Origin of the sequence: Halocynthiibacter sp., assembly GCF_049608145.1 — a bacterium.
Classification (GTDB): domain Bacteria; phylum Pseudomonadota; class Alphaproteobacteria; order Rhodobacterales; family Rhodobacteraceae; genus Halocynthiibacter.
Map to the genome: position 1 here is coordinate 1 of NZ_JBMYXF010000034.1, position 22,268 is coordinate 22,268.

24 protein-coding genes are annotated in these 22,268 nt (G+C 54.2%); 10 read left to right on the forward strand and 14 right to left on the reverse strand.

Going from position 1 to position 22,268, the window contains the following annotated elements; all coding sequences use genetic code 11:
* The first annotated feature begins 11 nt into the window (after positions 1–11).
* The 5 genes from ACPGUT_RS10800 (at position 12) to ACPGUT_RS10820 (ending at position 5,587) form a co-directional block, all read left to right on the forward strand.
* Entirely contained in the window at positions 12–1,475 is a 1,464-nt protein-coding gene (locus tag ACPGUT_RS10800) for a mannose-1-phosphate guanylyltransferase/mannose-6-phosphate isomerase (protein WP_423991231.1), read from the forward strand.
* A gap of 182 nt (positions 1,476–1,657) precedes the next feature.
* Entirely contained in the window at positions 1,658–2,341 is a 684-nt protein-coding gene (locus ACPGUT_RS10805) for a sugar transferase (protein ID WP_423991232.1), read from the forward strand.
* A 39-nt stretch (positions 2,342–2,380) separates the two neighbouring features.
* The gene (locus ACPGUT_RS10810) at positions 2,381–3,361 is read left to right on the forward strand and encodes an NAD-dependent epimerase/dehydratase family protein (RefSeq protein WP_423991234.1); all 981 of its coding nucleotides are present in this window, start codon (positions 2,381–2,383) and stop codon (positions 3,359–3,361) included.
* Positions 3,333–4,403: an acyltransferase family protein gene (locus ACPGUT_RS10815; protein ID WP_423991236.1), complete on the forward strand. Its 1,071-nt coding sequence runs from the start codon at positions 3,333–3,335 to the stop codon at positions 4,401–4,403. The genes ACPGUT_RS10810 and ACPGUT_RS10815 overlap by 29 nt, the downstream gene beginning before the upstream one ends.
* Positions 4,400–5,587, forward strand: coding sequence for a glycosyltransferase family 4 protein (locus tag ACPGUT_RS10820; protein ID WP_423991238.1), 1,188 nt, complete (start codon positions 4,400–4,402; stop codon positions 5,585–5,587). Before ACPGUT_RS10815 ends, ACPGUT_RS10820 begins: the two co-directional genes overlap by 4 nt.
* On the opposite strand, the gene ACPGUT_RS10825 is transcribed toward ACPGUT_RS10820, so the two are convergent.
* From ACPGUT_RS10825 to ACPGUT_RS10850, 6 genes are all read right to left on the reverse strand, one after another.
* Positions 5,575–6,414 (reverse strand): PaaX family transcriptional regulator C-terminal domain-containing protein, encoded by an 840-nt coding sequence (locus ACPGUT_RS10825; RefSeq protein WP_423991240.1) that lies wholly within the window; start codon positions 6,412–6,414, stop codon positions 5,575–5,577. The two genes, ACPGUT_RS10820 and ACPGUT_RS10825, sit on opposite strands and share 13 nt — an antisense overlap.
* Positions 6,415–6,455: 41 nt before the next feature.
* Positions 6,456–8,486, reverse strand: a complete 2,031-nt coding sequence (paaZ, locus tag ACPGUT_RS10830; protein ID WP_423991242.1) for a phenylacetic acid degradation bifunctional protein PaaZ — start codon at positions 8,484–8,486, stop codon at positions 6,456–6,458.
* Positions 8,487–8,609: 123 nt separating this feature from the next.
* Complete coding sequence (locus tag ACPGUT_RS10835; protein ID WP_423991244.1) at positions 8,610–9,812, reverse strand: cytochrome P450; 1,203 nt, start codon at positions 9,810–9,812, stop codon at positions 8,610–8,612.
* Positions 9,809–11,161 (reverse strand): TRAP transporter large permease, encoded by a 1,353-nt coding sequence (locus ACPGUT_RS10840; protein ID WP_423991246.1) that lies wholly within the window; start codon positions 11,159–11,161, stop codon positions 9,809–9,811. Before ACPGUT_RS10840 ends, ACPGUT_RS10835 begins: the two co-directional genes overlap by 4 nt.
* On the reverse strand, positions 11,161–11,661 hold the full coding sequence (locus tag ACPGUT_RS10845) for a TRAP transporter small permease (RefSeq protein WP_423991248.1): 501 nt from the start codon (positions 11,659–11,661) through the stop codon (positions 11,161–11,163). The genes ACPGUT_RS10840 and ACPGUT_RS10845 overlap by 1 nt, the downstream gene beginning before the upstream one ends.
* Before the next feature lie 94 nt (positions 11,662–11,755).
* Complete coding sequence (locus ACPGUT_RS10850) at positions 11,756–12,778, reverse strand: TRAP transporter substrate-binding protein (RefSeq protein ID WP_423991250.1); 1,023 nt, start codon at positions 12,776–12,778, stop codon at positions 11,756–11,758.
* A gap of 171 nt (positions 12,779–12,949) precedes the next feature.
* Between ACPGUT_RS10850 and paaG the strand changes: the two genes are divergently transcribed.
* From paaG to ACPGUT_RS10870, 4 genes are read left to right on the forward strand one after another with little or no spacing between them, the layout of a single operon-like run.
* Positions 12,950–13,747, forward strand: a complete 798-nt coding sequence (paaG, locus tag ACPGUT_RS10855; protein ID WP_423991252.1) for a 2-(1,2-epoxy-1,2-dihydrophenyl)acetyl-CoA isomerase PaaG — start codon at positions 12,950–12,952, stop codon at positions 13,745–13,747.
* The gene (gene paaI / locus ACPGUT_RS10860; protein WP_423991254.1) at positions 13,744–14,199 is read left to right on the forward strand and encodes a hydroxyphenylacetyl-CoA thioesterase PaaI; all 456 of its coding nucleotides are present in this window, start codon (positions 13,744–13,746) and stop codon (positions 14,197–14,199) included. Before paaG ends, paaI begins: the two co-directional genes overlap by 4 nt.
* 15 nt (positions 14,200–14,214) lie before the next feature.
* Positions 14,215–15,522, forward strand: a complete 1,308-nt coding sequence (gene paaK, locus ACPGUT_RS10865; RefSeq protein ID WP_423991256.1) for a phenylacetate--CoA ligase PaaK — start codon at positions 14,215–14,217, stop codon at positions 15,520–15,522.
* Between the two features lie 14 nt (positions 15,523–15,536).
* Positions 15,537–16,130 carry a TetR family transcriptional regulator gene (locus ACPGUT_RS10870; protein WP_423991308.1) on the forward strand — a complete coding sequence of 198 codons (594 nt, stop codon included), beginning with the start codon at positions 15,537–15,539 and terminating at the stop codon, positions 16,128–16,130.
* On the opposite strand, the gene ACPGUT_RS10875 is transcribed toward ACPGUT_RS10870, so the two are convergent.
* Positions 16,125–16,559 (reverse strand): PACE efflux transporter, encoded by a 435-nt coding sequence (locus tag ACPGUT_RS10875; RefSeq protein ID WP_423991258.1) that lies wholly within the window; start codon positions 16,557–16,559, stop codon positions 16,125–16,127. The genes ACPGUT_RS10870 and ACPGUT_RS10875 overlap by 6 nt on opposite strands.
* A 79-nt stretch (positions 16,560–16,638) precedes the next feature.
* Here ACPGUT_RS10875 and ACPGUT_RS10880 point away from each other — a divergent pair, with 79 nt between their 5' ends.
* On the forward strand, positions 16,639–17,151 hold the full coding sequence (locus ACPGUT_RS10880; protein WP_423991260.1) for a MarR family winged helix-turn-helix transcriptional regulator: 513 nt from the start codon (positions 16,639–16,641) through the stop codon (positions 17,149–17,151).
* A gap of 6 nt (positions 17,152–17,157) precedes the next feature.
* On the opposite strand, the gene ACPGUT_RS10885 is transcribed toward ACPGUT_RS10880, so the two are convergent.
* The 7 genes from ACPGUT_RS10885 to paaA are packed head-to-tail and all read right to left on the reverse strand — an operon-like array spanning position 17,158 to position 22,258.
* Positions 17,158–17,745 carry a GNAT family N-acetyltransferase gene (locus ACPGUT_RS10885; protein WP_423991262.1) on the reverse strand — a complete coding sequence of 196 codons (588 nt, stop codon included), beginning with the start codon at positions 17,743–17,745 and terminating at the stop codon, positions 17,158–17,160.
* A 59-nt stretch (positions 17,746–17,804) separates the two neighbouring features.
* Positions 17,805–18,563, reverse strand: a complete 759-nt coding sequence (locus tag ACPGUT_RS10890; RefSeq protein WP_423991264.1) for a Phenylacetic acid catabolic protein — start codon at positions 18,561–18,563, stop codon at positions 17,805–17,807.
* Between the two features lie 56 nt (positions 18,564–18,619).
* On the reverse strand, positions 18,620–19,693 hold the full coding sequence (locus tag ACPGUT_RS10895; protein WP_423991266.1) for a 2Fe-2S iron-sulfur cluster-binding protein: 1,074 nt from the start codon (positions 19,691–19,693) through the stop codon (positions 18,620–18,622).
* Between the two features lie 24 nt (positions 19,694–19,717).
* Positions 19,718–20,191 (reverse strand): 1,2-phenylacetyl-CoA epoxidase subunit PaaD, encoded by a 474-nt coding sequence (paaD, locus tag ACPGUT_RS10900; RefSeq protein ID WP_423991268.1) that lies wholly within the window; start codon positions 20,189–20,191, stop codon positions 19,718–19,720.
* A 1-nt stretch (position 20,192) separates the two neighbouring features.
* Complete coding sequence (gene paaC / locus ACPGUT_RS10905) at positions 20,193–20,960, reverse strand: 1,2-phenylacetyl-CoA epoxidase subunit PaaC (protein WP_423991270.1); 768 nt, start codon at positions 20,958–20,960, stop codon at positions 20,193–20,195.
* Positions 20,960–21,244 (reverse strand): 1,2-phenylacetyl-CoA epoxidase subunit PaaB, encoded by a 285-nt coding sequence (gene paaB, locus ACPGUT_RS10910; protein WP_228847711.1) that lies wholly within the window; start codon positions 21,242–21,244, stop codon positions 20,960–20,962. The genes paaC and paaB overlap by 1 nt, the downstream gene beginning before the upstream one ends.
* Positions 21,245–21,265: 21 nt before the next feature.
* Complete coding sequence (paaA, locus tag ACPGUT_RS10915) at positions 21,266–22,258, reverse strand: 1,2-phenylacetyl-CoA epoxidase subunit PaaA (RefSeq protein WP_423991273.1); 993 nt, start codon at positions 22,256–22,258, stop codon at positions 21,266–21,268.
* Positions 22,259–22,268 lie beyond the last annotated feature (10 nt).

The following is a 22,268-nucleotide window of genomic DNA, read 5'->3' on the forward strand; positions in this document are numbered from 1 at the left end:
GAAGGGATAAGATGACAGAAATATTCCCGGTTGTTTTATGTGGTGGATCAGGGACACGTTTGTGGCCTTTATCCCGCAAGAGTTTCCCGAAACAGTTTACCCCCGTGGTGGGGAAAAAGACATTGTTTCAGGATACAGTGGAAAGGATGTCCGGCAGTACAGATGCGATATCCTTTGCCGCGCCCACAGTTCTGACCAATTCAGATTTCCGCTTTATTGTGACTGAGCAACTTGAACAATCCGGCATCTCTCCGCATGCGGTGTTGATTGAACCGCAAGGGTTGAATACAGGGCCGGCGGTTCTGGCGGCTGCGAATTATCTGGCGCGTGAACATCCGGATGCGCTGATGCTAGTTGCGCCATCCGACCATATTGTGCGTGATATAGAGGCGTTTCACGAGGCGATCGCGAAAGGTGTTAATGCTGTCGCTGGGGGGCGACTGGTGACTTTTGGCATCCAACCAACCCATGCCGAAACGGCATATGGGTATTTGGAATTGTCCACGTCACCTGATGGTACAGCAACTGCGATCCCTTTGTCCCGTTTCGTTGAAAAACCTGCAAAAGAACATGCAGAAGAGATGTTGCGCAAAGGAAATTACATGTGGAATGCGGGGATCTTCCTGTTTTCCGTTCGTGATATTATCCACGCTTATGAAAAATCCGCACCAGAGTTGATGCAACCGGTGTCTGATGCGGTCAATCTGGCTGAGAAAGATCTTGATTTCTTACGCCTGGATCCGGACAGCTGGGCCCAAGCAGAAGATATCTCGATTGATTACGCGGTGATGGAACACGCAGAAAACCTATCGGTTGTACCGTTTTATGGGGGATGGTCCGATCTTGGCGGCTGGAACGCTGTTTGGCGGGAAAGCTCTCCTGATGACAGTGGGGTTGTTGCTTCAGATCAGGCCAGCGCGATTGAATGCACAAATACTTTGCTGCGATCTGAAAGTGACAATGTACAGATCGTTGGGATCGGTCTGAAAGATGTGATGGCGATTGCCACGCAGGATGCGGTTCTGGTAGCGGACATGTCCCGGGGGCAGGATGTTAAAGATGCGGTGGCGGTTTTAAAGGCTAAACAGGTTCCGCAGGCAACAGAGTTTTCCAAAGATCATCGGCCATGGGGGTGGTTTGAAAGCCTCGTGATCGGGGATCGTTTTCAAGTGAAACGCATTCTGGTTCATCCTGGTGCCGCATTAAGCTTGCAAAGCCATGTGCACAGATCTGAACACTGGATTGTTGTGGAAGGCACCGCGAAGGTCACTGTCGGGAATGATGTAAAGCTGGTGACTGAAAATGAAAGCGTTTATGTGCCGCTGGGGGCGGTGCATCGCATGGAAAACCCGGGCAAATTGCCCATGGTCCTGATCGAAGTCCAGACGGGCAGTTATGTCGGCGAAGATGACATCGTTCGTTATGAAGATGTCTATGCCCGAAGCCGTCATGCAGCTAGCGAAACAATCGTCTGAAATGTTTGATGATTGGCGGTTGCTTCAAATTCTTAAGGTGATTTCTGCGTGGATAATATGCTCGGGTTTTGGAAATTAACCGTTTTTTAACTTAGATCACAGATGTTGTGAGGCAGGAAAACCACCCTGGGTGGTGTTGCCGGACGTCGCTTTGGCATTCCTGACGTTGAGAAGGGGATCCGATGAAAGTTGATGCATTCACAGCAAGGCCGGGGAAACCGATCCCGATACATTCATCTTGGACTGCACCCCAAGGATTTTATGCTCGATTTGGAAAACGGATTTTTGATCTGGTCGGTGCAATTCTTCTATTACCTATTGCGGCCCCTGTTATTGTCGCTTTCTGGGTTATGATCCGCGTGACTGGACCTTCTGGTTTTTTTGCCCATGAACGCATCGGACGGAATGGACGGATACTCAAGTGCTGGAAGCTGCGTACAATGGTGCCGGATGCCGAAGCACGCCTGGAAAAGCAGCTGAGCAATTGTGAAAAGACCCGGGCCGAGTGGAACAGTAATTTCAAGTTGGAAAAAGATCCTAGGATAACACGTATTGGACATTTCCTGCGGCGATCCAGTTTGGATGAGTTGCCACAGATCTGGAATGTGTTGTGCGGCGATATGAGCCTGGTTGGACCGCGCCCGGTGGTGATGGATGAACTGGCGCAATACGGTGAATACCAGGCTTTATACCTGTCTTGTAGGCCAGGCGTGACCGGTGTCTGGCAAACTTCTGGACGCAACGACATCAGTTATCAGGAACGCGTGGAAATGGATGCGGGTTATATCCGGAAAATGGCCCTGATGCATGATTTCGGTATTGTTTTGAAGACGGCCTTGGTCGTCGCAAAAGCAACCGGAAAGTAGGATCTAAAAACTGGTCATTGACCAATGGGGAGCAGTAATATGCAGAAGACAGCACTTGTTTGTGGCGCCGGCGGTTTTATAGGGGGGCATCTGGTTAAGCGACTGAAGGCAGAAGGATTTTGGGTGCGTGGTGTGGACATCAAACCCCACGAATACTGTGTCAGTGCAGCCGATGATTTTATTCTGGGGGACCTACGGGAACAAACATTGGTTCGCGAAGTTATCGATCAGGATTTTGACGAAGTGTACCAGCTTGCCGCCGACATGGGCGGGGCGGGGTACATTTTTACGGGCGAGAATGATGCAAATGTCATGCATAATTCTGCGGCTATTAATTTAAACATTTTGGATGCCTGTCAGAAAAGGGGCATTAAACGTGTTTTTTACAGCTCATCTGCATGTATGTATCCCGAGCATAACCAACAGGATCCGGACAACCCGAATTGCGCTGAAGACAGTGCATATCCCGCAAACCCTGACAGTGAATATGGCTGGGAAAAGCTTTTTTCAGAACGTCTGTACCTTGCCTATAACCGTAATTTTGGCATGGAATGCAGGATTGCACGCTATCACAATATCTTCGGCCCAGAAGGAACTTGGGATGGCGGGAAGGAAAAAGCACCTGCCGCGATGTGCCGCAAGGTTGCTGTGGCACGGGATGGCGAAAGTATTGATATGTGGGGGGATGGGCATCAGACCCGTTCATTTTTGTATATTGATGAATGTCTTGAAGGCACACTTCGGTTGCTGCGATCCGATTTTGAAGGGCCCGTAAATATCGGATCAGAAGAAATGGTTTCGATAAATGACCTAGCGCGGATGGTGATGGATCTGTCGGGGAAATCACTGACGATCAACCATATAGACGGGCCTCAGGGGGTTCGTGGTCGAAAATCAGACAATCACCTGATCCGTGACCGTCTGGGCTGGGCACCGCAGCAATCGTTGCGCAGCGGTATGCAAATAACTTTGGACTGGATATCAGCAGAAGTTGAGCGCCGATCAGTCTGCGCGGCCTGATGATGTGATGGCGTCTCCTGCGGCAAGTAGGCTTGAAAACCTGCAGATATTGCGGTTTTTTGCGGCGTCCCTGGTGGTTTGGTTGCATTGGGTGGGCATGGCGTCGCACACAGGTTTCAATCTGCCGGCCTTCGGTATTGGCATGTTTGGCGTCGACATCTTTTTTGTCCTCAGTGGTTTTGTGATGGCCATGGTGGTGAATACGCGAACAGGTGCTCGGCTATCGCCAAGGGTTTTCTTTGGTAAACGCCTTTTGCGATTGCTGCCCCTATATTGGCTTTTGACTGTGTCGTTGTTTTTCGCGTCAACCTTGGTTCCGGGTGTTGTAACAGAGATCCCTTCCATTGGTGAGCTGACACAATCTTTATTTTTCATTCCTTACATGCGCGACACAGGGCTTATGCAACCTGTCTTGTTTTTGGGTTGGACACTGAATTACGAAATCTTCTTTTATGGATGTTTTGCACTCTCCCTTCATTTTTCTAGGCCTGCACTAGTAGTGGTGTTGGCGCTTGCCGGGTTTGTTCTGTCAGGTGTGCTATTCCACCCCGGATCCGTGATCGGTCAGTTTTACACGGATCCGGTTCTTCTGGAATTCGCTGCCGGTATCATGTGCTTCAAAACTTGGAATATACTGAAGTCGAGAACTGGATGGACTGGGGCGGTGATATGTGCGTCTGGGGGGGTATTTTCGGTGCTCCTATTCCAGATGTTCCCGCCTGGAGAATATCACAGGATTATCCCGTTCATTATTCCCGCCTTCTGCATTGTGTTAGGGGCTGCCATGATGCCTCCGTTGCAGGGGGGCATAGTGATGGGGCCTATTCTGTTGGGAGATGCATCATATGCGATATACTTAATTCACCCCTATGTTCAGAAACTTATCCTTTCCATTTCCCCCGAAAATTTCGGGATCATTGGTTTGACTGCAATTATGATTGTTCTGGTTACCGGTGTGGCGATTGCGTTTTTTATCTGGTTTGACCGGCCCCTGAGAAAATGTTGGTCACGTGAAAAATCCGTGGTGGGTACAATTACATGAAAATCCTGATCCATGACTTTGCCGGGCACCCGTTTCAGGTTGAATTGTCTCGGGCATTGGCACAGCGGGGGCATCAGGTTGTGCACGCCTGGTTCGTAAAGGACCAAGGACCGAAAGGTGTGATGAACGTAATCGAAGGGGATCCGCCCCAGCTGTCATTTTCCCCCTTGGGCAAGGCGATTGATTATTCGAAAACCAACTTTCTAAAGCGACGTAACGGAGATCGGGCTTATGGTTGTGAGCTGGCGGCTTTGGCAGCGCAACAAAAGCCTGATGTGGTGATTTCCGGAAATACTCCGACAGAGGCGCAGGAGGCTTTGGTCAGGCTGTGCTACAAGGAAAGACGCCCTTTTATATACTGGTGCCAGGATTTTTACTCCATCGCAGCATCTGAAATTCTGGCACGAAAAATTCCGGGTCCGGGGCATGCGATTGGGGCATGGTACAGATTTCTGGAGCGCCGGCAAATGCGGCGAGCGTCACGCATTTTGCATATTACGGAAAGCTTTCATGCGCAGACGGATCGCTGGGGTATTGATCGGGCGAAAATAGAAGTGATCCCGAATTGGGGCGTGTTGGGCGATATTGATCTTCAGAATCGCGACAATTCTTGGGCGCGGGAAAATAGCCTGCAAAATGGTACGCGCTTTCTTTATTCTGGCACGCTTGCTTTGAAACACAATCCGGAACTGTTGAGACATCTTGCAGAGCGTGTTGCGCCGAATGAAGAAGTTGTCGTTGTCGCCGCAGGCGTGGGGGCAGACAGCTTGCGGGAGGGGCCAGATCACGCGGGGATGCGTCTGTTGCCATTGCAGCCGTTTGAACGCATGTCAGATGTTCTGGCAAGCGGGGACGTCTTGCTGGCGGTGATCGAACGGGGGGCCGGGACGTATTCAGTTCCGTCTAAAATTATGTCTTACTTATGTGCCGGGCGTCCGATTGTTTTGGCTGCCCCAGCTGAAAATCTGGCGGCAAAAATACTTGTTGAAAGCGGTGCCGGTGTGGTGGTTGAACCGGAAGATTATGACGGATTTACGCTGGCGGCTTTATCCTTCCGGAATGATCCCTTGCGGGCAGAGAAAGCTGGGGTCGCGGCGCGTCGGTGGGCTGAAACGCGGTTCGACCTTGAAAAAATAGCCGATCGCTTTGAGGCGCTGTTTGTGAAAGCTATTCAATCCGTCTGATCCAGGTTACGGTACTGCAGGGCTGAGATTTCCAATGCATTCAGGTCAGGCCGGGGCAGCAGAGCCAGAAGATCTGTAACCTGTTTTCGGCAGGCGTCCCCCATCCATCCGGACGGAAAGAATTCATTGGGCAGATCCGGTGTGCGAAGAACTACGCGCCGCCAACGGTGGACAATTTGGGTACGTAAAGCAGAGGTGTGAACAGGATCGGACCCGGTTGCATTTTCGATCAGTTTGTGTGCCTCTAGCAGATCCTGATGAAACTGGCGGGTGGATGCCTGCAGATCCGTTGGGCAAACCTTATCCTGCATCCACTGCGGGATATGTTCGGGCGTGGCCCGAAAAACCATGACATTGTCCGCAAGGTCAGAACCATCACCAGAGATCAGGGCGGTGCGGCGTGATAGGGCAATGAAACCGCCGGGGGGGTAGGTTATGCCTTTCAACGCAGTGTCACAATCGGCGCTGATAAGACGCCAGGTTCCGGGTTTGTGTGGGGGCTGGGCATAGATACGCGGGGTTGCGGATATTGTATCGCGACGTCCTTGCGCTGTGAGTGTGTGTTGGCTGCTGCGTCCATCACGCAGGCTATCAATCCAGCCGTCTTTACGCAGGCGATGCAGGGCTACACGCAAAGCTTCGGCACGAATACCCATTCGACCGCAAATTTCTGTCAACGCAACACCGCTGATCTGATCACCTTCGCCTTGTGCGAGATCCCCAAAGAGGGAAACGATCACCGACCAAACTCGCTGCGGCTGCGGGTCTTGAAGGGCGGCAATAGCGTTACCGAAAATGGCTTGATGTGAGATTTCAGAAACAGTCATGCCCCCTTATAGGTCAGGGGGCATGCAGATGCTATGTGCGATTAATAGGCGTTCATGGTCAAAAGTTCATATTCTGCCGCCAGTTCGCCTTCGCCATCGGTCAGGCTGACGTGCCAGCGCACTTCGCCGTATTCCTCGTTGCGGGGGGTCTTTTTCTTAACCGTTAGGCGCACTTTGATGGTTTCCCCTGCTTCAATCGGTTTCATGAAGCGCAGGTTATCAAGTCCGGTGTTGGCAAGAACTGGGCCTTCATTTGGCTCAACAAACATGCCGGCAGCGAAGGACAACAGCAGATAGCCATGGGCCACGCGACCGGGGAAGAATGGGTTCCGCTTAGCGGCATCGTCATCCATATGCGCGTAGAAGGTGTCGCCGGTGAAATGGGCGAAATGTTCGATATCTTCCATGGTCACGGTGCGCGGATCGGTATGCAGCGTGTCCCCGATCTTCAGATCGTGGAAGGTGCGTGTGAAAGGGTGTGCTGTGTTGGTGGTTTCCGTGGCACCAGGTACCCATTTGTCGCCAATCGCGGAAAGAATATCCGGGCTGCCCTGAATGGCGGTGCGTTGCATGTAATGTTTCACACCGCGCACGCCGCCCATTTCTTCGCCACCACCGGCGCGGCCCGGGCCACCATGCACCATATGCGGCAGGGGGGAGCCATGACCGGTACTTTCCTTCATCGAGTCACGGTTGTTGAAATAAAGTCGCCCGTGGAAGGCACCCGCGCCCATGGCCACTTCGCGTGCAACCTTTGGGTCATGGGTGATGACAGAGGCGACAAGCGATCCCTGGCCCTTATTCACAAGTTCAATCGCATGATCCACATCGCGGTAACCCATGATGGTGGACACCGGACCGAAGGCTTCAGTATCATGCACGCGTTCAGCGGTGTCGGGGTTTGCGCAGTGGAACAGCATTGGTGGCACAAAGGCGCCTTTATCTGCGTCGGCACCCTCAACGTTGAAATTCTCCGGGTCGCCGTAAACACGTTCCGCTTCTTGGCCAATGATTGCGGCTTTTTCTAGAACGTCCCGCTTCTGACCACCAGACACCAGAGCCCCCATGCGGGTGGCTTCAAGCCGTGGGTCACCGATCTGTGTTTTATCCAGACGTGCGGACAGGGCTTCGATCACCGCGTCTACGTGGTTCTCAGGCACCATCATACGGCGGATCGCGGTGCATTTCTGCCCCGCTTTTGTGGTCATCTCGCGCTGAACTTCTTTCACGAACAGATCAAATTCAGGCGTGCCTGGGATGGCGTCCGGCCCAAGGATCGATGCGTTTAGACTGTCCTGTTCCGCCACAAAACGGATAGAGTTTTCCAGAATATGCGGGGCGGAACGCAGGGACAGTGCGGTCTGGGCAGACCCCGTGAAGCTGACCACATCCTGCAGGGTCAGGCGATCCAGCATGTCACCCAGACCACCAGACACCAGTTGCAGCGCACCAGCGGGAAGAATGCCACTGTCGAGCATGATCTTCACAGCAAGTTCCGTCACATAGCAAGAATTGGTCGCGGGTTTCACAATTGCAGGCACACCGGCCAGCAGAGTTGGCGCAAGCTTTTCGAGCATCCCCCAGACCGGGAAGTTGAATGCGTTGATATGCACCGCAACACCCTGCAAAGGCGTGCAAATATGCTGTCCCATGAATGTGCCGTGACGGGAGAGCTGTTCGACCTCGCCATCCAAGTAGACATGCGCGTCTGGCATCTCGCGGCGGCCCTTGGAGGCAAAGACAAACATCGTCCCAATGCCGCCGTCAATGTCGATCATGTGATCAGATTGTGTGGCCCCGGTCGCAAAGCTGAGATCATATAGCGCTTGTTTGTTTTTGCTGATCGCCAGTGCCAGGGCTTTGATCATTTTCGCACGGTCATGGAAGGTCAATGCGCGCAGGGCCGGGCCGCCCACATTGCGCGCGTAATCCAGCATGGCCTGCACATCGAGTGCATTGTTACCGGCGCTTGCAATCACATCGCCGGTCACAGCGGAAGTAATATTGCGGGCCCCTTCGCCCGGGGCAATCCATTCACCGGCGGCGAAAGAGCGGATCTGTTGAATGGTCATTTTATGTCCTCATCTGAGATGGTCACGACAATGCAAAGGCAGTGCCTGACCCTGGGTGGGTGCGAAGCGCCCTCCCGTGGGGAGGGTCGGGCGCTGCCCGGCGGTGCCGGGGATATGGATTGTTCAGTCGCCAAGCTTAACGGGAAGCCGGGCAAAACCGCGGAAACGAATGCGACCGCCGCGGATTGCCCCTGGCTGAATTTCGTAGTCCGGGAAACGCGTGATGAACCGCTCTACTGCGATGCGCCCTTCCATCCGGGCCAGCGTCAGGCCAACACAGGTATGTGCACCACCAGCAAAGGCTAGATGTTTGTTCGGACGGCGATCCAGTTGCATGTCATCGGGGTTTTCAAAGGCGCGGGGATCACGGTTTGCAGCCCCCATACACAGATGAATGTCGCTGCCTGCCGGGATCTTCACGCCGTGAAATTCGACATCACGCGTGGTCAGGCGATTGCCAAACTGGTTTGGGCTTTCAAGGCGTAGGAATTCATCGACAGCGGTTGTGATCAGCTTAGGGTTTTCCAGAAGTTGTACACGTTTATCGCGGTGTTGATTCAGCAAGGCCAGGGCGTTGCCAATCAGATTGGTGGTGGTTTCATGGCCCGCGTTCAGGATGAAAATGCAGTTTTGATACAGCTCCGCCTCAGACAGGCCTTCGCCGGTTTCATCGCCAGACTGGATAAGCCGGGTCAAAACATCGGTCGCCGCATCACCGGGGTTTGCGCGGCGGTCCTCAATGATGTCGCGCAGATAAGTCATGAAATCAGACACCGCCTGATTGCCGTCAGCCATCTGCGCATCCGACAGTTGCGGTTCAAGCGCACCAAGGATGGCAAGTGACCAGTCGCGCAAGGGATCCCTGCGATCACGCGGAATGCCCAGAAGATTGCCGATAACTTCAATCGGGATAGCACCGGCGAAGTCCTCAATCAGCTCGGCGCTGCCCTTCGCTGCCATATCCGCAATCAGATCATCCACCAGCGCCACAAGCCCCGGTTCCATCTGCGCGAGCGCACGCGGGTTCATCGCGCCGACCATCACCTTGCGCACACGGGTGTGCAGGGGGGCGTCATTGAACACAAGCGAGGTGGTGTGATGTTCATATAGCGGGCTTCCGACACCATACTTCGGGCCAAAGACGGCTTTTTTGTCGGAAATATAGGTGGTGGTGTCGCGGTAGATCGCATCCAGATCCGCGTGGCGGGACAGGATGAAACTGCCGTCCGCCTGGGCGCAAACCGGGTGGTTTTCGCGCAGATCCGCGTAATGCGGCCCGGGGTTTTCATGGAAATCCCCGGGCAGGTTTGTCAGATCAAAACTCAATGCCCCATTGCCCCCATCTGATCAGGCAACACAAGTACAAGCCATGGGATCAGCACGATCAGGGCCAGGCGGAAGATATCCGCAATCCAGAAGGGTGTAACGCCTTTGAAGATTGTGGCGGTGGACACATCGCCCACAACACCTTTCAGGATGAAGACGTTCAGCCCCACAGGCGGGGTGATCAGGGAAATCTCTGTCACCACGACAACCACGATGCCAAACCAGATCGGATCAAAGCCAAGGCTTGTGACCAGCGGGAAGAAAATCGGCACGGTCAGAAGCAACATAGAGAGGCTTTCAAACACGCAGCCTAGGATGATGTAGATGCCCAAGATCATCAGGATGACCATGAAGGGTGAAACGTCCCAGACAGTGACCAGGTTGATCAGGGCTTCAGGCAGGCCAGCGAGGTTTACGAAGTTTGAGAAAATCTGCGCGCCGATCAGAACCGCAAACAGGGATGCGGCGGTGAAGCTGGTTTCGCGCAGCACCTCAAAGGTCGATTTTACCGTTAGGCCGCCGCGTGACAGGGCAATCAGGAAAGCACCCATGGCCCCCATGCCTGCGGCCTCTGTCGGGGAAAACGTTAGGTTCAGCGGTGCGAAGTCGAAGGCACCGTAAAGGCCGCCGATCACCAGGAAGAACAGCAGAAGCACGGCCCAGACGGAACCAAGGGCCTTAATGCGTACATCCCAGCTTGAGCGTTCACCAGCAGGGCCGGAATCCGGCTTGCGCCAGACGGTGTAGCGTACCGCGAGGAGGTAAAAGAAGATGCCAAGCGCGCCAGGGATGATCCCCGCCATGAACAGTTTTCCGATGGAGGTTTCTGTCAGCAGGCCATAGATTACTAGGATCACAGAGGGCGGGATCAGAATGCCAAGGGTGCCGCCCGCAGCGATGGACGCTGTAGAGAGTTCATCCGAATAGCCATAGCGGCGCATTTCAGGCATGGCGACTTTGGACATGGTTGCAGCAGTGGCCAGTGATGATCCACAGATCGCGGAAAACCCGCCACAGGCCGCAACAGTTGCCATCGCAATCCCGCCCCGGAAATGTCCTAAGAAAGCGTTAGACACAGCGTAAAGTTCCCGTGCCATGCCGCCTTTGTTCACAAACAATCCCATCAAGATAAACAGGGGCACCACGGATAGACCGTAATCCTGGGCGGTGTCGGTGATCTGACGACCAACCACGGACATGGCGGCTTTCATGCCGCGTTCGGACAAAAGATCACCACCGCGTTCCCAGACGATACCAAAGGTGCCGACTAGCCCCATGGAAAATACAATTGGGATCCGCAGTAGAACAAGGATCAGAACAAGGGCAAAGCCAATAAGTGCAGCAGTCATTATGCGCGCTCCAGCAGTCGGGGGGCAAAGAGGATTAGCAGACCGGTTCCAACCATTACGAGGCCCGACAGGGCGACGGACAGAGCGATAAACCAGCCGATATAGAATTGAGGAATAGCGAGATATTCGGTCACATCACCGTAATCACGCCAGCGTTCGGCGAGGATCCAGATGCGTTGGGCGGGCCAGTACATCAGTGCACCGCACAGGAGATAGCCCAGCCCGTCGCGGATATTGTGCAGACGCCAGCGAAAGAACAAGCTGTCCATCAGGTCAACCGCGATATGTCCGGCCTGGGCCGAAACCTGTGGCAGGACTGAAAACACGACGATCGCCATAAGGATGCGGGTCAGTTCAGTTGCGGCTTCGATTGGGGAATTAAAGATGGACCGTAACACAACGTCAAAGAAGGTCATGGTCATCAGAGCAAAAAGCGCCACACAGGCGAGCACAACCGGAAAGGGGCTCAGCCAACGGATGGCGGAAATAACGCTTTTCATGGGGGCCTCATTGGCTTGCAGCAGGGGCGTGCAGGGGGCTGCGGCTTCGTCGCTCCGGCGGATTACCCCGCCGGAGATTTCGTTTTCAGACAGCTTAGTTTGCAGCCATTTCAGATTTCACCATCTCATGTGCGGCTTGGGCGTCGATGCCCGCAGCGGAGAGTTCTTCCAGAACGGATGCGGTTACAGCTGTGGTGATTTCAGCGAATTTTGCAAGATCTGCTTCAGATGCCGCGTTAATCGCATTGCCTTCTGTTTCCAGAGTGGCTTCACGACCGACGGTGTCGATTTCATCCCAGATCGCACCTAGGGCACGGGACAGGGGTTCACCGAAAACTTCGTCGTTCAGTTTTTGCTGCAGTTCTTCTGGCAGATCCGCGAATGCATCTTCATTCATGATGAATGCGAAAGAACCACGGTACAGGCCGCCTGGCAGCTCATATACGTTCTGCGCAACTTCAGTCAGCTTGAAACCACGGCGGCTTTCCATGGGCATAACCACACCGTCAGCGGCGTTAGAAGCCAGTGTTTCATATACTTTTGGAGCAGGCACCTGAATACCGGTCGCGCCTAGGGCCGCGCCTACGTCACCACCAACACCGCCTGGGATACGGACTTTGAGACCTGCGATTTCGGACATGTCAGTCACAGGTGTAGAGGAATGCAGCTGTGCCGGGCCGTGTGTGTGCAGAGCGATCAGTTTCACACCGCGGTGTTCGTTCGCTGCAGCAAGGTGGGCTTCATAGGTGCGCCAGTAAGCGACAGAAGCAGCCTCAGCGGAGCCTTCATAACCAGGCAGTTCGATCAGTTTGGTCGCAACAAAACGGCCAGGCTGATATCCGTGAAAGATGATGGAAACATCCGCAGCACCATCTTGGATCAGGTCCATCTGTGCAGGGGGCGGGGCGAGGCCCATTTTCAGTTCAGCCGTCACCTGACCGTCGGTGGCTTCTTCTACCATCTCAACAAAAGTCGGCCACATGCGGGCGTTGATGCCATGTGTGGGCGGGGCCCAGCTGGAAATGGTCAGCGTATAGTCAGCCGCGAAAGCAACGGAGCTGGTCAGCGCCATTGTTGCACCTGCAACGATGCTGGCGAGTTTTGTGAAGTTGGTCATTTGTTCCTCCCAAATGTGGTCAGGTGGCTTACCTGTCTGCGACAGGACACTGCCGGAGAATTTTGTTCCGGGCTATCGAAAGATTCTCCCGTTCCGATGGCCTGAGGAATTTATTGACCAACCGTTCGGTTTATGCAAGAAAATTATCAAATTCAGCCTCAGGAAGACATAATGAACCCCGCAGATAGTCAGACCGTCCTTGTTGAAACCCATGAAAACTGGGTTGAAATCACACTGAACCGCCCCGAGCGCCTGAACTCGTTTAATGAGGAAATGCATCTCGCTTTGCGGGCTGCACTCGAATCAGCACGGGACAACGGGGCACGTGCGGTGCTGTTGACCGGCGCGGGCCGGGGCTTTTGTGCGGGGCAGGACCTGTCTGATCGTGACCCGTCCAAATCCGATAAGCCGCGTGATCTGGGCGAAACCGTTGCGACCTTTTACGCGCCGCTTGTGCGCCTGATCCGTTCGCTGGAGTTCCCGGTTGTCTGCGCGGTGAATGGTGTGGCCGCAGGGGCGGGCGCGAACCTTGCGTTGGCCTGTGACATTGTTCTGGCAACGGAAAGTGCGAAATTTATCCAGAGTTTTGCCAAAGTCGGTCTGATCCCGGATACCGGCGGGTCTTGGCATCTGCCGCATCTCATTGGCGAAGCCCGTGCCAAGGGCCTGGCGTTCACCGCTGAACCGTTGCCTGCGAAAAAGGCAGAGGATTGGGGGCTGATCTGGAAGGCGCTGCCGGATGATGGTTTCATGGATGCCGCTCGCGAAATGACCGCGAATTTTGCCAATGGTCCGACCCTGGGTCTCGGTCTGACAAAATCCTGCATTCAGGCGGCCTGTATGAACACGCTGTCTGATCATTTGGATCTAGAAACGGAGGCCATGCGCACCTGTGGAAATAGTGAGGATTACCGCGAGGGCGTGGCTTCTTTCCTTGAAAAGCGCGCGCCGGAGTTCAAAGGAAAATGAGTCTGACACCACAAGAACGCGCCGAAAAATCTGCGCAGGCCATGTGGTCTGGTGACGGTGCCAGCACCTGGCTTGGGATGGAGCTTGAGGACGTCCGGGAAGGTTACGCGCGCCTTGGCTTGACCGTTCAACGCCATCACACCAATGGTCATAAGACCTGCCACGGCGGCATCAGTTTTTCGCTGGCGGATAGTTGTTTTGCGTTTGCCTGCAATTCCCGCAATCAGGCCACCGTCGGCCAACACGCGATGATCAACTATCTGAAACCCGCTTTTGAAGGGGACCGTCTGACGGCTGAGGCGCGTGAGATTTCCCTGACCGGTCGTTCCGGCGTTTATGACGTGCGGGTTCAGAACCAGAAAGGCGATGTGATCGTGGAATTCCGGGGCATGTCCCGGGCGGTCAAAGGCCAGTTGTTTGAAGAGAATACCGAGGCGGCCCATCAGGGCTGAAGAGGAGAGGAAGCTATGAAAGACCTGACCCCGAATAAAGCCGATCTTGACCCGATCGAGATCGCGTCGCGCGATGAAATTTCCGCCTTGCAGCTGGAACGTCTGAAAAAGACCCTGCGCGCGGCTTATGACAACGTGCCGATGTACAAGCAGCGTTTTGATGACGCCGGCGTGCACCCGGATGATCTGAAAGATCTGAAAGATCTGGCGAAATTCCCGTTCACTTATAAGAACGACCTGCGCGACAATTATCCTTTCGGCCTGTTCGCTGTGCCGCGCGAACAGATCGTGCGTCTGCATGCGTCTTCCGGCACCACCGGCAAACCAACCGTTGTGGGCTACACCGCCAATGATATTTCGAACTGGGCCGATCTGATCGCGCGTAGCCTACGTGCGTCTGGTGTGAAACCCGGCAATATTGTCCATAACGCCTATGGTTACGGGTTGTTCACCGGCGGCCTTGGCGCGCATTATGGCATTGAACGCCTGGGCGCGACAGCGGTGCCTGTGTCGGGTGGGCAGACTGAACGTCAGGTTAACCTCATTCAGGATTTCCAGCCCAACGCGATCATGGTGACCCCGTCTTACATGCTGAACATCCTGGAACAATTCCACAAAGCGGGCCTTGATCCGCGCGAATCCTCATTGGATGTGGGTGTATTTGGGGCAGAGCCTTGGACCAACGCCATGCGCCAGGAAGTGGAAGAGGCTTTCGACATGCATGCGGTTGATATCTATGGCCTGTCTGAAATCATGGGGCCGGGCGTGGCCAATGAATGTGTGGAAACCAAAGACGGTCTGCATATCTGGGAAGATCATTTCTATCCGGAAATTATCAACCCTGAGACTGGCGAAGTTTGTGAAGACGGTGAGATGGGGGAACTTGTGTTCACCACCTTGACCAAAGAAGGTCTGCCGATGATCCGCTACCGCACCCGCGACCTGACCCGCCTTCTGCCGGGCTCTGCGCGGAGCATGCGCCGGATGGAGAAAATCACCGGTCGTTCCGATGATATGATCATCCTGCGCGGTGTGAATGTCTTCCCGACCCAGATCGAAGAACAGCTGATGGCCACCGGCGGGCTTGCGCCGCATTTCCAGATTGAGCTTTACAAATCCGGCCGTATGGATGCTATGCGCGTCTTTGTGGAAGCTGAACCTGGTGCCACCGACAATCTGTCGAAAACCGCTGCGGCGCGCATGCTGACCAAACGCGTGAAAGACATTGTTGGCGTCTCCTGCGAAGTTGTCGTCGGGGATCCCGGCGAAGTCGCGCGTTCAGAAGGCAAAGCCAAGCGCGTTGTCGACAACCGCAACCAGTAAGAGAGGATAGTTCCCTGGCCCGTACAATTGCAAAAGATCACGATCAGAAACGGCTTTCTATCCTGAAAGCTGCAGCGAAAACCTTTGCGACAGAGGGGTTCGATGGTGCATCCATGGCCCAGTTGGCAAAGGAATGCGGGATCTCCAAGGCCAATATCTATCACTATTACGGCAGTAAAGATGCGATCCTGTTTGATGTGCTTGATGCATATCTGACCGATCTGCGCACTCGTATCTGTGATTTTCCGCTGACCGGCACGCCTGCGGAAAACCTGCGGGCTTTGATTGCGGAAATTCTGATGGCTTACCAAGGCGCGGATCATGAACACCAGGTTCAGGCAGGGGGGATGTCTTCCCTGCCGGAAGAGCAACAGACCCTGTTGCGCGGCTATCAACGCGATATGGTGCGCAGCCTGAACAATGCGATTTGTGCGGTAAAGCCCGACGCTTTTGAAAATGATAAAGAAAAACTGCGCAATATGACCATGTCGGTCTTTGGCATGCTGAACTGGTATTACATGTGGAATTCCGGCGCGGGCAGTGTCGCGCGGGAAACCTATGCCCGCCATGTGGCGGATCTGACGCTGGGCGGTCTTGAAGGCTTATGAAGCTGCCGCCGCTGCCTGCGCGGGTACCGGAAAGATTTTGTCGTAAGTCAGGTTAAACACATAGGCATAGGCCAGGAAGAAAACGGCAAAGCCCAGATCCAGCAGAAACGCCTGAAAGAGAGTGATTTGAAGCCACCAGGCCACAATGAAGATCCCGGCAATCAGCAGGCCCGCTTCAAAAAGAACCGCGTGTAGGATGCGGATTTTTACACCGCGCGGGGCCATGTTGCGGTGTTTCATATCCCAGTGATCAAACATCCAGTTGTAAATTAGGTTCCAGGCCATGGCGAGCAAGCTCATGATCAGGCCCAATGCGCCCATTTCGGCAGGCGAATGCCCGGTGATCCATGACCCGAACACTGCCACCAGGGCGAGGGCGATCATTTCAAACAGCAATGTGTGACGCAGGCGGTCTTTGAAGCTCCGCATGGATTTACCTTTCCAGAAAGATATTTCCATTCACTTAGGGATGATTTACCTTTCTTGCAAGGTAAATTGGGGTGTGGTGATGGAAAAAGCTTCGGTCTCTGAAATTCAGGCAAAACTACAGGAAAATTGGCCGGAGGCCCTGACCCCGGCCTGTCGGGTGGTTCTTGGTGCGTATCGTTTAAGTGAAATTGTCGAGGCGAAGACAAATCCGGTCCTGGCGGCTCATGGGTTGACGGATGCGGGGTTTGAAACCCTTGTCGCCCTGCGTGCGCAAAAAGGGCGGCAGATGACCCCGTCGGAACTCTGGCGCGCGGTGTTGATCACGTCCGGGGGAATGACAAAGCTTCTGAAGCAGTTTGAAGAAGACGGCTATGTCACCCGTGCAGATAACCCGGACGACAAACGTAGCCGCTTTGTGCAGCTGACGGAAAAGGGGGCTGCACATATCGAAGCGACCATGGCGGCAGTCGCGGACAATGATCGGGACATTTTTGAGGGCGTGATGAGCGATGCGCAGCTGAATGATCTGGCGGATGCGTTGCAGCTGGCACTGTCACGGATGGAAGACGGCGAACCGGTTTCCAAGGAATAAACAGGTTCAGTCTGAGGGGTGTAACCTGTGTTTCAGATTCATCTTCACCGCAGGCCATTCCCCGGAAATGATCGAAAAACAGACTGTGTCGCGCAAACTGCCATCGGGGCTGATCATGTGATTGCGTAGGATGCCGTCTTGTTTGGCCCCAAGGCGGGCAATGGCATTGCGGCTGGCGTGGTTCATGAAATGGGTGCGGAACTCCACTGCGATACAATCCAGATCCTCAAAGGCATGGGTCAACAACAGCAGTTTTGCTTCTGTGTTTAGCCCGCTGCGTTGCACGGATTTTGCATACCAGGTTGACCCGATCTCAACCCGCCGGTTTGCGGCGTCAATATTCATGAAGGTCGTCATGCCAACAGGCGTGCCATCTGGTGTCATCACCGTGAAGGGCTGCATATCAGGCAGGGAAAGACGGCGGGTAATTTCGTGTTCCATCCCATCAGGTGTGGGCACGGATGTATACCAGAGACCAGATATCTCTGCGCAAGCGCGCTTCAGGTCTTCCGCGTGATCCATGGTAAGCGGCGCCAAAATAACATGATCGCCAGTCAGTGTAATGGGTGCAGGCCAGGTGCAGGTTGGTGTCATGGTGGTTCCTCAATCAATCGGGATCAGCCAATCATTCCCGCCGCGCTTACGCAACTGATTTATTCTGCACTTAGGCCGATCTGTGTCAGTACGGTTTTTACTTCGGCCTCCCAGCGGGAGCGCATTTCATCTGGGGAACTGCGGCGCAGGCCCATAGATCTTAACGTGTCCATACGATTTGCATCTGCTGTGCCAAAGCTGGCCGCAACCCGTGGCAACCAATAATCAACCGAAACCTGAAGTTCGGTCGCTTTCGTTTCCGCGACCAAGGCAACCAGCCCCTCTTCGGCCAGTTCCGCGTGGCGTGCTTCAACCGGGGCGATGGCACGAAAGGTTTCAGCCAAGGGCTGATATGACAGTGTCTGGAACTCTTCCAACTGCAGACCAACAGCGCGGCCCATCAACAGATTCATCACCACCGCATCGGCCCAAGTCGTTAGTGGATAGTTAAAAACCGCAAGGCGCATGTCCTGTTCCACCCGTTGTGTGCCAATGGCAGCTTCGCGATCTAGGCGGGAAGTCCAGGGGTGGTGGTTGGCATAGCGTTCCGCATCTACGCCAAATTCAGCCATGATCTTTAACACTTTGTCAGCATGGTCGGTTTTTTCCAGAACGATTTTGGCCGCTGCAATACGGGACTTTATGCCGGGGCCAAGGTTGATGATATCCGCAAATCCGGCAGCCCCCGCCAGTTCGCTGTCTACAAAGCTGGTCATCAGTTTTAACAGTTCCGCGCGATAACGGGATGGCACGTTATGTGGATTGCTCAGGATACCGCCTTTGGCGAGATAGCTTTCAATGGACATGTCTTCGGACATCTTTTTCCCTCATTCATTAAATAAAAAACCCGCCGGAAGGGGCGGGCTTTCTGAAATTACTGGTCGTAATCCACGACAACCTTATCGCTCACCGGGTAGGCTTGGCAGGACAAGACATAACCCTTTGCCACCTCGTAATCTTCCAAGGCATGGTTCGCGGCCATTTCGACCTCACCTTCAAGCACTTTACAGCGACAGGTTGAACAAACCCCGGCCTTACAGGCCCAGGGCGCATCCATATTATTGTCGCGCGCGGCATCCAGAATGCTGGTGTCCCGATCCATGGTGATGGTTTGGGTTGAACCATCCAGCGTGATTGCGGCCGAGGTCGCGCCCGTATTGCCGGATGTGTTGCTTTGGGCTTTCTTTTTGGCACGCCCCGGCTGGGAGGATGCGAATAGTTCAAATTTTATCTGCGCATCATCTAAGCCCGCAGTGCGCAACGCACTTGCAATGCCCAGCATCATAGGTTCCGGGCCGCAGATGAAGGCTGTGCTGACATGTTCAATGTCGATCCAACCTTTGAACAGCTCGGCGCATTTTTCTTCGGTCACAAGACCTGTAAACAGATCAATGTCTTGCGCATCGCTTTCCAGAATATGGATCACATTGAAACGGCCCATATAGGTGTTCTTCAGGTCTTCGATTTCTTCACGAAACATAATCGAAGTGACGGATTTATTTGCATAAACCAGTGTGAAACGGCTGTTTTGTTCTGCTTCCAAGGTGGTCTTGATGATCGACAGAACAGGTGTGATGCCCGAGCCGCCCGCAAAACCCAGATATTGTTTCTGGTTCGCAGCGTCCAACGGGGTAAAGAACCCCCCCATCGGGGGCAGGGCTTCGATTACATCACCGGCTTTCAGATCTTCGTTCGCCCAGGTGGAAAAAGCACCGCCATCGACGCGTTTGATACCAACCTGCAGCAGGCCTTCGCCCTTGCCAGCACAAATCGAATAGCTGCGGCGCAGTTCTTCGCCTTCAAAATCCTGGCGGAATGTCAGGTATTGGCCCTGGGTAAAATCAAATTCACTGGACTCTGCATCATTGGCAGGTTTCAGCGTTACGACCACCGCATCGCGGATGGTTTTGTGAATATCGGTAACGATCAGCTCGTGGAAACGGGCCATAGTATCCTCCCTGTCAGCACCGCTTTAGATGCATTTGAAGTAGTCAAAAGGTTCAAGACAGTCGGTGCATTTCCACTGCGCCTTGCAGGGGGTCGAGCCGAACTGACTGAGTTTTTCAAGATTTTCACCGCCACAATGGGGGCAACGTTTAGGCCCACCCGCCGCTGTGGGCGGGGCGATGCCGTATTTTTCCAGTTTTTCCGCGCCCGAAGGTGTCAGCCAATCGGTGGTCCAGGGCGGAAAGATCTGTTGTTTCAGGCGGATATTGTTTATCCCCTGATCGCGTAGGGCCGTTTCGATATCAAGGTTGATGATCGATGTCGCCGGGCAGCCGGAATAGGTGGGGGTGACGGTGACAACCAGCGTGTCACCGTCATAGGCCACATCGCGGATGATCCCGAGATCGGTCAGGGAAATCACAGGGATTTCCGGATCGGGAACAGCGTGCAGCCATTCCCAGACCTGAACAATAGGGGGATGTTCCGCCGCCTGTGTCATATCACCAGCTCGCATCCGGGTACACGCGTTGCAGCCACTGCATAGAGGTCAGCAGATGGCCCAGATGTTCCGTGTGGATAGATCCGTCACGCCCGCCTTTATGGGCGAATGTGCTTTGCGGAATATCCAGGGTGGCCTGGGTCAGAACGCGGGTGATGATCGCATCATATTCTGCTCGTAAACTGGCCGGATCCGGTGCAATGCCGGCAGCAACCATGGCAGCGTCCACATCGTCAGAGGCAAACATCTCGCCCACATATGGCCAGAGATATTCAAGGGCCGCCTGCATGCGTTTGTGGCTTTCCGGGGTGCCATCGCTAAGACCAACCACAGTATCTGCGGACCGTTCCAGATGATACGCCACTTCTTTAGAAGCTTTCGCAGCAATGCCGGCGACACGTGCATCAGATGATTTCTGCAGATGCGCAAGCGTCACAGAGGCCCATGCATCAAACAGAAATTGACGCATCAAGGTTTGTCCGAAATCGCCATTTGGCATTTCGCAGATCAAGAAATTGCGGAAATCCCAAACGTCACGGCGGAAGGCCAGCGCATCAGCATCCTGACCTTTGCCTTCGACTTCACCGGCAAGACCCAGCCAGAACTGTGTCTGACCGATCAAATCAAGTGCGGTGTTGGCCAGCGCGATGTCTTCTTCCAGCACAGGCGCATGTCCGCACCATTCGGAAACGCGATGCCCCAGGACCAGCGTGTTGTCACCCATGCGCAGCAGGAACTGGAACAGGGCCTGTTGATCAACGGCTGACATTACATAGCCCCCACTTCTTCAGGGATGTCAAAGAAGGTCGGGTGGCGGTAAACTTTGCTCTCGCTTGGTTCAAACAGCGGGCCTTTTTCGCCCGGAGCAGTGGCGGCAATGTGTTTTGCTTCAACCGCCCAGATGGACACGCCTTCATTGCGGCGCGTGTAGACATCGCGCGCGTTTTTGATTGCCATTTCAGCGTCAGGTGCATGAAGCGATCCGACGTGGCGGTGGCTCATACCGTGTTGACCACGGATAAAGATTTCCCAGAGAGGCCATTCGTTTTGCATTTGATTTCTCCTCTAATCGACTTACTCAGCGGCCATCTTGGCTGCGGCTTTCTTTTGTGCATGCGCCATCAGACCATCCCGCACCCAGGCGCCATCGTCCCAAGCTTTGTTGCGCGCGGCCAGACGGTCGACATTGCAGGGACCATTGCCCTTGATCACGTCAAAGAACTCGGACCAGTTCGGATCTGTGTAGTCATAATGACCGCGTTCGGCGTTCCATGTGATGCCCTCATCCGGCAGGTCGAGACCCAGATATTCAATCTGTGGCACGGTCTGATCGACGAATTTCTGGCGCAGTTCGTCATTGGTATTGATCTTGATTTTCCAAGCCATGCTCTGCGCGGAATGCACGGAATCTTTATCCGAGGGGCCGAACATCATCAGCGATGGATACCAAAGCCGGTTCAACGCATCCTGCGCCATTTTCTTTTGCGCAACAGTGCCTTCGGCCATCTTGCGGATCGCATCATAACCTTGGCGCTGGTGAAAGCTTTCTTCCTTACAAATGCGGATCATCGCACGAGAATAGGGGCCATAAGATGTACGTTGCAGCGGCACTTGGTTCATGATCGCCGCCCCATCCACAAGCCAACCAACCGCGCCAATATCGGCCCAATTCAGGGTGGGATAGTTGAAGATGGAAGAATATTTCATCCGCCCATCCAACAGCATTTCCGTCAGCTCATCACGGGTCACGCCAAGGGTTTCTGCGGCGGAATATAGATACAGGCCGTGGCCCGCTTCATCCTGCACTTTTGCCAGCAGAATTGCTTTGCGTTCCAAGGTCGGCGCGCGGGTGATCCAGTTGCCTTCGGGCAGCTGGCCGACGATCTCAGAATGGGCGTGTTGGCCCATCTGGCGGATCAATGTCGCGCGGTAATCATCAGGCATCCAGTCACGCGGTTCAATCTTGATATCCGCGTCGATTTTATCCTGAAAATCACGTTCTTGATCCGTCATTTCCTCGCGGGATTTGACGCCCGTGCCTGCGGATTTAACCATTTGTGCATCCATCGGCTTTCCT